The sequence below is a fragment of the Roseovarius sp. MMSF_3281 genome, from assembly GCF_030733685.1.
GTDB lineage: Bacteria > Pseudomonadota > Alphaproteobacteria > Rhodobacterales > Rhodobacteraceae > Roseovarius.
Genome location: NZ_JASHIM010000045.1, coordinates 1 through 10,652, shown reverse-complemented (window position 1 = coordinate 10,652; position 10,652 = coordinate 1). Strand labels below are relative to the sequence as shown.

9 protein-coding genes and 1 other RNA gene are annotated in these 10,652 nt (G+C 62.0%); 8 read left to right on the top strand and 2 right to left on the bottom strand.

Features of this window, described 5'->3' with window-relative positions; translation table 11 throughout:
• Together RBB32_RS20975 and ffs are read left to right on the top strand one after the other, a co-directional pair.
• A partial coding sequence (locus tag RBB32_RS20975) for a 5'-nucleotidase C-terminal domain-containing protein (RefSeq protein WP_306155667.1) occupies positions 1 to 659 on the top strand: 659 nt, incomplete at its 5' end.
• Between the two features lie 42 nt (positions 660 to 701).
• An RNA gene (gene ffs, locus RBB32_RS20970) (signal recognition particle sRNA small type) lies at positions 702 to 800 on the top strand.
• A gap of 32 nt (positions 801 to 832) precedes the next feature.
• On the opposite strand, the gene RBB32_RS20965 is transcribed toward ffs, so the two are convergent.
• Positions 833 to 1,831: a type I glyceraldehyde-3-phosphate dehydrogenase gene (locus RBB32_RS20965; protein ID WP_306155665.1), complete on the bottom strand. Its 999-nt coding sequence runs from the start codon at positions 1,829 to 1,831 to the stop codon at positions 833 to 835.
• Between the two features lie 375 nt (positions 1,832 to 2,206).
• Here RBB32_RS20965 and RBB32_RS20960 point away from each other — a divergent pair, with 375 nt between their 5' ends.
• The 5 genes from RBB32_RS20960 to RBB32_RS20940 all read left to right on the top strand — a co-directional run bounded on the left by RBB32_RS20960 (position 2,207) and on the right by RBB32_RS20940 (position 6,702).
• Positions 2,207 to 2,974, top strand: coding sequence for an FkbM family methyltransferase (locus RBB32_RS20960; protein WP_306155663.1), 768 nt, complete (start codon positions 2,207 to 2,209; stop codon positions 2,972 to 2,974).
• A 292-nt stretch (positions 2,975 to 3,266) separates the two neighbouring features.
• Positions 3,267 to 3,605 (top strand): DUF952 domain-containing protein, encoded by a 339-nt coding sequence (locus RBB32_RS20955; RefSeq protein WP_306155668.1) that lies wholly within the window; start codon positions 3,267 to 3,269, stop codon positions 3,603 to 3,605.
• Positions 3,602 to 4,660, top strand: coding sequence for a quinone-dependent dihydroorotate dehydrogenase (locus tag RBB32_RS20950; protein ID WP_306155661.1), 1,059 nt, complete (start codon positions 3,602 to 3,604; stop codon positions 4,658 to 4,660). The genes RBB32_RS20955 and RBB32_RS20950 overlap by 4 nt, the downstream gene beginning before the upstream one ends.
• Positions 4,657 to 4,998: an arsenate reductase (glutaredoxin) gene (arsC, locus tag RBB32_RS20945; protein ID WP_306155660.1), complete on the top strand. Its 342-nt coding sequence runs from the start codon at positions 4,657 to 4,659 to the stop codon at positions 4,996 to 4,998. Before RBB32_RS20950 ends, arsC begins: the two co-directional genes overlap by 4 nt.
• 90 nt (positions 4,999 to 5,088) lie before the next feature.
• Positions 5,089 to 6,702, top strand: coding sequence for a hypothetical protein (locus RBB32_RS20940; RefSeq protein WP_306155658.1), 1,614 nt, complete (start codon positions 5,089 to 5,091; stop codon positions 6,700 to 6,702).
• 245 nt (positions 6,703 to 6,947) lie between these two features.
• Here the strand turns inward: RBB32_RS20940 and ileS are convergent, their stop codons facing one another.
• On the bottom strand, positions 6,948 to 9,881 hold the full coding sequence (ileS, locus tag RBB32_RS20935; RefSeq protein WP_306155657.1) for an isoleucine--tRNA ligase: 2,934 nt from the start codon (positions 9,879 to 9,881) through the stop codon (positions 6,948 to 6,950).
• Between the two features lie 241 nt (positions 9,882 to 10,122).
• On the opposite strand from ileS, the gene RBB32_RS20930 reads away from it, so the two are divergent.
• Positions 10,123 to 10,533: a group III truncated hemoglobin gene (locus RBB32_RS20930; RefSeq protein ID WP_306155655.1), complete on the top strand. Its 411-nt coding sequence runs from the start codon at positions 10,123 to 10,125 to the stop codon at positions 10,531 to 10,533.
• Positions 10,534 to 10,652 lie beyond the last annotated feature (119 nt).

The window sequence follows — 10,652 nt, the reverse complement described above, 5'->3', positions numbered from 1 at the left end:
CCGGGCCGGCGTTTTTCACCGATATTCCCGCCGGGCCACTCACGACACGGCATGTCGCGGATATCTATGCCTTCCCCAACACGCTTTGCGCATTAATCCTGTCGGGGGCGCAACTGCGCGATTGGCTGGAGCGTGCGGCGGCCTATTTCAACCGGATTGTACCGGGTCAGCCCGATCAGCCTTTGGTCAATCATGATTTTCCGGGGCATCATTTCGATGTTATCGAGGGGCTAACCTATGAAATCGACCTGTCGGTGCCCAGCCGATACAGCAGTGATGGCACCGCTGTGCAAACCCATTCGCGGCGTATCATCAATCTACGCCATCAAGGGCAACCTATTGACCTTAAACAGGATTTTATCGTGGCCACGAACAACTTCCGGGTTTTCGGCGGTGCCCCATATGCCAAGGCGGAAACCGCACACGCGATTTTTCAAAGTCAAACTCCGGTGATAGACGCCGTGAAACAGCAGCTTCGCGCGGCGGGCATGGGGTTTGAGGCACCCCCTGTCTGGTCCTTCCGCCCGATGCCCGGTACCAGTGTGGTCTTTGACACCGGGCCGGGCCTGCGCGGGCATCCACAGGACATAGCAGCACTTGGGTTGACCGACTTGGGAGATACGCCCGAGGGGTTTGCCCGGTTTCGCATGGAATTGTAACGCCCCCTTGCGAATCCGCGCGCTGCCGACTATCTGAGGGCTTGAGAGGTTGGCGCGGGCAAGCGCCTCGCCAACCCGGTCAGGTCCGGAAGGAAGCAGCCGTAACGAGCCCCGCTTGGGTCGTTGTCCAGCCTCTCACCTTATCCAAAACGCTTAGATACCAATGGCTTGCGCTATCGGCGCGCGATAAGCCGTGCCATGTCGAGCATCCGGCAGGAAAACCCCCATTCGTTATCGTACCAGCCAAAAACCCTTAGCAACCCACCCGTGGAGACCGAGGTTTCCGGACCGCTGAGCACAATGGATTCGGGCCGCCCGCGCAGGTCGGCACTGACCAAGGGTTTTTCCGTCCAACCGATGATATGCGAGGCCCCGGCTGCCGCCTTAAGCATTGAATTCACGTCATTTTTCGCCACCTCCTTGCGGGTTTGCACCGTCAGGTCGATGCAGGACACACTGGCCGTGGGCACCCGAATGGCGCGGGCCTCGATCCGGCCTTGCATATGCGGCAGGACGAGGCCGGTCTGATGTTGGGCCGAGGTGGTGGTCGGCACCATCGACAAGGCGGCGGCGCGGCTGCGTTCGGGGGCTTGGCGCGGTTTGTCGACGGTGGGTTGGCTGCCGGTGTAGCAATGCACCGTTGTCATCTGCCCGCTGATCACGCCAAAGGCATCGTCCAGCAGCCGCACAAGCGGCGCAAGCGCATTGGTGGTGCAGGACGCATTCGAGATAATCCGTTGATCTGAAATATCTTTTTCATTCGCCCCCATGACAAGCGTGACATCCGCCTCGGCCGACGGGCCTGACACCAGAACCGCCCCTGCCCCGGCTTCGAGACCGCGTTCGGCGATTGTGCGGGCACCGCCCATGCCGGTGCATTCCAGGACGAGGTCGATTCCGGTGAGATCGAGGGCGCGCAGGTCAGGTTCGGAGTGGAAGGGGATGCGGTGACCGTCGACCAGCAACGCCCCGACTTCGGCCTCGACTTGACCCGGCCAAGGGCCAAAAACACTATCGAATTCAAAGAGATAGGCACAGGTTGAAAGCGGTTCGATCTCGTTGATGAGAACCAGTTCGATATCCGGGGCATCGCGCAGAAGGATACGCAGGATGGTCCGGCCAATGCGGCCAAAACCATTGAGGGCAACACGGATGGGACGATCTGCGGACATGGCGGCAAATCCCTTTGAAACAAGAGGTTAGTCGCCGCCACAGTTGCCGCAAACGCCCCGAAAGACCACCCCCGAAATATAATTTGATCAAATTGCCGATTTTGCCGGGATTTGTGTACAAGTTGTACGTTCTACCCCGCCGTTCTGTACAAAAATCAGGTGCCGTCAGCGCGGCCCTGTACAAAACATACGCAACCAAATGTTTAGGCCCCGGTCGCGCGACGCCGAAGCATGACGCACCGGACCGCGCAAACCAGTTTCGGGCGCATTGATCGCGTTGCACGGGAATCTGGGGCGACAGTTTTTGAAAATCATTTCATCAACCGCTAACCTGTGGTTCTATCGAAAGGCAACAACAACGGATCGTACCTTTTGATGAAAAATGCGATCAAGGCCCTACTGAAGCGCGCGGGGTATGACCTACGCAAGCTTCCCGATACGCCGCAGGTGGAGATCGACGGCAGTATCGTCCGCTGGCATGAGTCTGGTCACGAGCTTCGGTTTTACATCGAGAACCGTTACGATCTGATCGGCAAGGACATTTTCAACTGCCGCTTCTTCGAGCGCGAAGAGCTCAACGCCCTTTCGAAGATCGTGAGCCCAAAGGGAACATGCGTCGATGTCGGGGCGAATATCGGCAATCATGCGATATTCTTTGCAACCCTGATGGAAGCGGACAAGGTGATAGCCTTCGAACCGGGGGATTTCGCGCATCCGCGCCTGTGCTTCAACATCGCGCTTAACGACCTGAGCGACCGCGTGACGGTCAGGAAAGTCGCGCTTTCCGAGGCGCCGGGCGAGGCCGAAATGCGGTTCATCGCGGAGGGCAACCACGGGACGCTGGCCATACTCGGCCAGGGAGAAGGCGAAGGTGCGACACAGACCGTGAAGATGGAACGCGGGGACGATCTTCTCAAGGACGAAGACGTCACATTGCTGAAGGTGGACGCGGAACGACACGAGATGGCGGTCTTGCGTGGATTGCACGAAACCATAGAACGCTGCAAACCTGTCATTCTCGTCGAAGCCGCGCAATGTGATCGTGACAAGACCGAGGCGCATCTCGCCAGCTACGGGTACACAACGCAACACGCGTTCGAACGGTACGGTGACATCGTGAACCTGATCGCCGTCGCCCGGTAGAAAGGCCTCTTGCAGTTGCACCGACCGGAGGCGCAGCCGCCGCCGACTGCCCCTCTGACCGGCACAGCGGCAATTACCCCTTCTTGATCGGCGCGATCAGCTCGGGCCCCTCGGCGCGGTTGGAATTGACCTTTGGATCGACGCGCCATGGCATCCGACGCGGTGGTTATGGCGAAACGTCCGCACATGGGGCACCTTTGCACTTGCGCACCACGACAGAGTGACCGCTTCAACCGCCGCGTCAACGATCAAGGCGCTTGACCGGCGCGCATGGGCGAGGCATGACCGGGCCATGCTGATTTACAAGATTTTCCGGGCTGATGAGTGGCACGCCTTGCGCGCCGAGAAGGTCAGCCAAGGCGCCCCGGTGGACCTTGCCGACGGCTATATCCATTTCTCGACCGCCCGGCAGGCGCCGGAAACGGCGGCCAAGCATTTCGTCGGTCAGGATGACCTGATGCTGGTCGCGGTCGAGGTGGACCGTCTGGGCGAGGCGTTGAAATGGGAGGTCTCGCGCGGCGGGGCCGAGTTTCCGCACCTATATCGAGAGTTGCGGCTTGAAGACGTGGCATGGGCACAGCCCTTGCCGCTGTCGGAGGGGCAGCACCAATTTCCGGCGGGGATGGAATGAGCCTGTTTGAACAAATGGGCCTGCGCGCCTTGCGCGGGATGGACCCCGAACGCGCGCATAACGCGGCGCTGTTGGGCCTGCGCGCGGGCGTCGTGCCCTTGCCGGGCCTGGTGACATCGCCGCGCCTGCGGTGCGAGGTGGCGGGCCTGCATCTGGCCAATCCGGTGGGATTGGCGGCAGGGTTCGACAAGAACGCCGTGGCGCTGTCGCCGCTGTCGCGCGCCGGGTTCGGCTTTGTCGAGGTGGGTGCCGTGACACCGCGCGCGCAGCCGGGCAACCCCAAGCCGCGCTTGTTCCGCCTGACCGAGGATCGCGCGGTGATCAACCGTTTCGGTTTCAACAACGAAGGGATGGAGGCGGCGGCGGGCCGATTGGCCAACCGCCCGCGCGACATGGTTCTGGGCCTCAACCTTGGGGCCAACAAGGACAGCGCCGACCGCGCCGAGGATTTCGCGCGGGTGCTGTCGCATTGCGGGCGGCACCTTGATTTCGCCACCGTCAATGTTTCCAGCCCCAATACCGAGAAGCTGCGCGATTTGCAGGGGGCCGAGGCGCTGCGCCAATTGCTGGCCGGTGTGATGGCGGCGCGGGACGGGTTGGACCGCCAGATCCCGGTGTTCTTGAAAATCGCCCCCGATTTGAGTGACGGGGAATTGGCCGAAGTGGCGGGCGTGGCACAGGAGGCGGGTGTGGCCGCCATCATCGCCACCAATACCACGCTGGACCGCGAGGGGGTGCACGGGCCGCACAAGGCCGAGGCCGGGGGGCTTTCCGGTGCACCGCTTTTTGAAAAATCCACGCGGGTTCTGGCAAAGCTTTCGGAGCTGACCGGCGGCGAGGTGCCGTTGATCGGGGTGGGCGGCGTTGGATCGCCCGAGCAGGCCTATGAGAAAATCCGCGCCGGGGCCAGCGCGGTACAGCTTTATTCGGCGCTGGTGTACGAGGGGCTGTCGCTTGTGCCGCGCATCGCCTGGGGGTTGGATAACCTGTTGGAGCGTGACGGTTTCGGGAACGTGGCCGAGGCCGTGGGCACGGGACGGGGAGATTGGACATGATCACCATTTGGCATAACCCGCGATGCAGCAAATCGCGGCAGGCCCTGGCCCTGTTGGAAGAGCGTGGTGCGCAGGTGCAGGTGCGCCGTTACCTCGACGATGCGCCCAGTGCCGGGGAACTGCGCCTGACGCGCGATACGCTGAACCTGCGGGCGATCGAGATGATGCGCACCGGCGAGGCGGCGTTCAAGGAACTGGGCCTGAGCAAATCGGACGACGACGAAACCCTGATCGCGGCCATGGCCGCGAACCCCAAGCTGATCGAACGCCCGGTGGTCTTTGCCAATGGGCAGGCGCGGATCGGGCGGCCACCTGAAAAGGTGCTGGAGATTCTGTGATTTGGCGTTGCGGCGTTCCCCGCCTAGATTACCTGAAATCAAATCTGCAACGGGGAGCGGATGACAACGGACTCGCAACGCAAAGGGCCGATGGCATGGATTGATGCCGTGGTCTTTGATCTGGCGCGGCAGATGCGCTGGACTTTCCTGCCGCCCTTGATGGTTTATTTCGCCGCCGGGTTTTCCGGGCTGACCGGGATCGTGGGGACGTTTTTCGTCAAGGAATACCTTGATCTGTCGGCGGCCTTCCTGGCCGGGCTGGCGTTTTGGGCGGGCCTGCCCTGGGCGCTCAAGATGCCCCTTGGCCATCTTGTCGATATCGTCTGGCGGTGGAAGTGGCTGTTGGTTTACCTCGGGGCCGGGTTGATCGGGCTGAGCGTTTTCATCATGTACCTGGTGTTGACCCGGACCGAGATGATGGAAGCGGTGATGCCGATCAGCGCGTGGTACATCACGAGCTTCCTGATGGCGCCTTGTGGCCTTGTCCTTCAGGATGCCGTGGCCGATGCCATGTCGGTGGAAGCGGTGCCGCAGGTGGATGCGCAGGGCGATCCGATCCCCGAGGAAACCTCGCGCGCGCTGCATACCACCATGCAGACGCTGGGCCGGTTTGCCCTGATCGGCGGGACGGTGGCGGTGGCGGTTCTCAACATCACCATGTTTTCCGGGATCGAGGAGCTGGCCGCCGGGGCCAAGCGGCAGGTCTATGCCAATATCTACCTTGCCGCCTTGGCGATCCCGCTGGTGTCGGTTTCAGGCGTGGTGCTGGCCGGGATACAGAAATGGCGGGCGCGGCATGACCTTGTGAACAAGGGCCTGTCGCCCGAGGAGGCCGATGCCCTGTTCGAGCGCCCGGACGAAAAGACCACCCCCAACCCGTGGTATTTCATCGGCGGCGGGGCCTTCGTGGCGCTGACCATGGCGGTGGGTCTGGGCGGTGTGCCCTATGGGCAGGAGATCGTTTTTGTCGGCTCGATGGCGATCGTGCTGTTGCTGATGCGGCAGTTGATCGCGGTGCTGAGCCCGGCGCAGGCGCGCACCCTGATCGGTACGGCGGTGATCATCTTCATGTTCCGCGCCGTGCCGCGCCCCGGCGACGGGAGCACGTGGTTCAACATCGACGTTCTGGGCTTTGACCAGCAATTCCTATCGGTGCTGTCGCTGATCACCTCGGTGCTGACGCTGGTGGGGATGGTGGTGCTGCGGCCGCTGATGGCCTCGAAACCCATCGTCTGGATCATCGTCATGCTGACGATCGCGGGGGGTGTTTTGACCCTGCCGAATATCGGGCTCTATTACGGGATACAGGATGTGACCGCCCCCCTGACGGGCGGCGTGGTGGATGCCCGGTTCATCGCGATACTGGACACGGCGGTTGAATCGCCGCTGGGTCAAGTGGCGATGATCCCGATGCTGGCATGGATCGCGCGGAATGCGCCGAATGACCTGAAGGCCACGTTTTTCGCGGTGATGGCCTCGTTCACCAACCTGGCGCTTTCGGCCAGCAGCCTGACCACCAAGTACCTGAACCAGATTTTCGTCATCACCCGCGAGGTGACCGACCCCGAGACCGGGGCCGTGACGGTGCCAGCGGATTATTCGCAGCTTGGTGTGCTGTTGATCGTGGTGACGGTGATCACGGTAGGGGTGCCTTTGCTGGTGATCTGGTTGGTGCAAAGATCGCCGCTAAGGACGACGGATTGATCGGGATGAGGGCCGCGCCCGACCCTGGGAGGGCTTTGCAACTGCCATTCTGGGCGTGACGCAGTCACACTCAAATCCGTGGTTCGGAGCGCAACTGAATCCATGCGCCCTCCCGGGGGGAGGGTCGGGCGCGGCCCGGGGCAAGCCCGGGCAAGACGGTAATGAATGTTGTGTCGCAGGCGACCAGCCGGTGTGCGCCCCCCAAAAAACCAAAACGGCCCGACCAAAAGGCCGGGCCGCTCTAATTACCCAAGCGCGTCGTTGCAGCGCTTGCAGGTGCCGGGGTGTTGGTGCGTGCCCACATCCGGCAGGATTTTCCAGCACCGCTGGCATTTCTCGCCCGTGGCGCGTTCGAAGACCACGGTCACGCCCTCGACCTCGGGCAGGCGGTAGGCCTCTGCCGGGCTGGGATCGCCCGTCAACACGATATCCGAGGTGATGCAGATATCCTCGAAATTGACCGATTTCAGCGCCTCCAGCATCTCGCCCTCGCGGACATGCACCACCGGCGCGGCTTCAAGCGAAGCGCCGATCACCTTGTCGGTGCGCTGCACCTCCAATGCGGCGGTCACCACGCGGCGGGCGCGGCGCACCATGGCCCATTTCGCCGCAAGCGGCTCATCCAGCCAATCGGCAGGGGTTTCGGGAATATCGGTCAGGTGGACCGAACTTTCCTCGCCCGGGAAGCGTTCAAGCCAGACCTCCTCCATCGTGAAGACCAGCACCGGCGCAAGCCATGTGGTCAGGCGGTGGAACAGGATATCCAGAACCGTGCGCGCGGCACGGCGACGGGCGGTATCGCCATCGCAATAAAGCGCATCCTTGCGGATATCGAAGTAGAACGCCGAGAGCTCAACCGTGGCGAAGTTGAAAAGCTGCTGGAACACGCCCTGGAAATCATAGGCGTCATAGCCGGTGCGCACCACGTGGTCCAACTCGGCCAGACGGTGCAGCACCCAGCGTTCCAGTTCCGGCATATCCGCCGGGTCCATCCGGTCGCTTTCCTCGAAATGCGCCAAAGCCCCCAGCATGAACCGCATGGTGTTGCGCAAGCGGCGATAGCTGTCGGCGACGCCTTTGAGGATCTCCGGCCCGATGCGCAGATCGGCGGTATAATCCGCCTGCCCCACCCAGAGCCGCAGGATATCCGCGCCATATTGCTTGGTCACATCCTCGGGCGCGACGGTGTTGCCCAAGGACTTGGACATCTTGTTGCCCTTTTCATCGAGCGTGAAGCCATGGGTCAGCACCCCGCGATAGGGCGCATGGCCGATGGTCCCACAAGCCTGCAACATCGAGGAGTGGAACCAACCCCGGTGCTGGTCGGTGCCTTCGAGGTAAAGATCGGCGATACCATCGTCGCTGCCATCCTCGCGATCGCGCAGAACGAAAGCATGGGTGGAGCCGGAATCGAACCAGACATCGAGGATGTCATCGACCTTTTCCCACTGATCGGCGTCATGGTCATTGCCAAGGAATCGCTCTTTCGCGCCGGGTTTGTACCATGCGTCGGCGCCCTCATCCTCGAAGGCCGCCAAGATACGGGCATTCACCGCCTCGTCGCGCAGAAGGTAATCGGGGTCGGTGGGCATGGCCCCTTTCTTGACAAAACAGGTCAGCGGCACACCCCAGGCGCGTTGCCGCGACAAAACCCAATCGGGCCGCGCTTCGATCATCGAATAGAGGCGGTTGCGCCCGGTCTTGGGTGTCCAAGTGACCAGTTTGTCGATGGAGGTCAGGGCGCGGTCGCGGATCGTCTTGCCGTATTGGTCCTGCCCATCGCCAACCTCGCGGTCGATGGCGGCGAACCATTGCGGGGTGTTGCGGTAGATGACCGGCGCTTTCGACCGCCAGCTATGCGGATAGCTGTGCTTGATCTTGCCACGCGCCAGCAGCCCGCCGACGGAGGCGAGCTTGTCGATGATCGCCTTGTTGGCGTTGCCCTCTTTCCCCTTGCGGTCAAGGATGTACGTGCCGCCAAAGAAGGGCAGATCGGCGCGGAAACCGCCATCGTCCATCACGTTGTAGGTGATGACCTGTTCCAACATGCCCAGATCGCGGTAAAGCTCGAACTCCTCCATCCCGTGGGAGGGGGCGCAGTGCACGAAACCGGTGCCTTCCTCGTCGGTGACGAAATCGGCGGCGCGGAAATCGCGGGGGTCGTCCCATTCGCCGTTTGCGCCTTCGGCCCCGGCGAGGGGGTGAGCGAGGGTGAGGCCGGCAAGTTCATCGGCACTGACGTCGCGGACACGTTTCCACATGCCGTCTTCCAGGCGGGCCTTGGCCATGACGTCACCGGCCAGCTTGTCGGCCAAAAGGAAACGGTCGCCGGGCTTGGCCCAGCATTCCTCGGGCGTGTCGGTGACTTCGTAGAGGCCATAGGCAAAGCTATCGCCGAAGACGACCGCCTTGTTTGACGGGATGGTCCAGGGGGTGGTGGTCCAGATGACGACGTTGGCCCCTTGCAGATCACCTTCGGTGGTCACCGGGAACTTCACCCAGATGGTGAAACTTTCCTTGTCGTGATACTCTACCTCGGCCTCGGCCAGCGCGGTTTTCTCGATGGGCGACCACATCACCGGCTTGGAGCCTTGGTAAAGCGTGCCGTTCATCAGGAATTTCTGGAACTCCTCCGCGATGATCCGCTCGGCGCGGAAATCCATCGTCAGGTAGGGCTTTTCCCATTTGCCGGTCACGCCGAGGCGCTTGAATTCATCGCGCTGCACGTCGATCCAGCCATCGGCGAACTTGCGGCATTCCTGCCGGAAATCGACGATATCGACCTCGTCCTTGTTCTTGCCCTTCTTGCGGTAATCCTCTTCGATCTTCCATTCGATGGGAAGGCCGTGGCAATCCCAGCCGGGGATATAGCGCGCGTCGCGGCCCATCATCTGTTGGGAGCGCACAACCATATCCTTGAGGATCTTGTTGAGCGCGTGACCGATATGCAGGTGGCCGTTGGCATAGGGGGGGCCATCGTGCAGGGTGAAGGGCTTTCGAGCGGTTTCATCTGCGCCCGTCCGGGCGCGGGCTGCCTTCTCGCGCAGGCGGTCGTAGATGCCGATCTTTTCCCAACGCTCCAGCCATTCGGGTTCGCGTTTGGGAAGGCCCGCGCGCATCGGGAATGCGGTTTGCGGCAGGTTCAGGGTGTCTTTGTACTCGGGCGTGTCAGCGCACATCGGTGACGTCCTTTGTCACTTGAGTTTCGTCTTGGGGGGAGGGGCGGCGCGAAGGCTCATACGCCATTGTCCCGGCGGCTCGTATCACTCAGAGCGCCGGGCACGTAATTCGAATGATGATTGCAAAATAGGCCATCATGGGGCGCGTTATACGCCCCAGTTGGCGCAGCGTCCAGAGGGGGGGACGCCAAGACCGGCTTTGCCCTTGATTCCGCGTCCGTGGTGGCGCATCTCATGTCCCATGACAAACGCCCTGCCCCCCCGGTTCGACATCACCCGCCCCGAGATCGAGCGGGTCGTGGCCGCATTCTATGCCACCATTCGCGAACACCCCGGTCTTGGGCCGGTCTTCGCGGTGCATGTCACCGATTGGCCCGCGCATGAGGCCAAGGTGGCAGATTTCTGGGCCAATTCCATCCTGCACGAACGCAGCTATGACGGCAGCCCGATGGCCGCCCATATAAAGGCCGGGAACGTCAAGCCGGGGATGTTTTCAACCTGGCTTGATCTGTTTGACGCGACGTTGCGGCGCGAGTTGGAGCCGGGCAAGGCCGCCGCGTGGTCGGCGCTGGCGCATCGGATCGGGCGCAGCCTGCGGGCGGGTGTGGTTGAGCGTGAGACCCTGCCGGGTGGTGTGCCAAAACTGCGTTGACGAAACCATCGGCTCAATCCCCCCATCCTTTCTTCTTTTTATAAGTATCCAGTCCGTCGCTGACGTGTAAGTATGTTTGCGGGCGGGAGCTCGTAAGTATCCGGATGCTCTGATTGCTC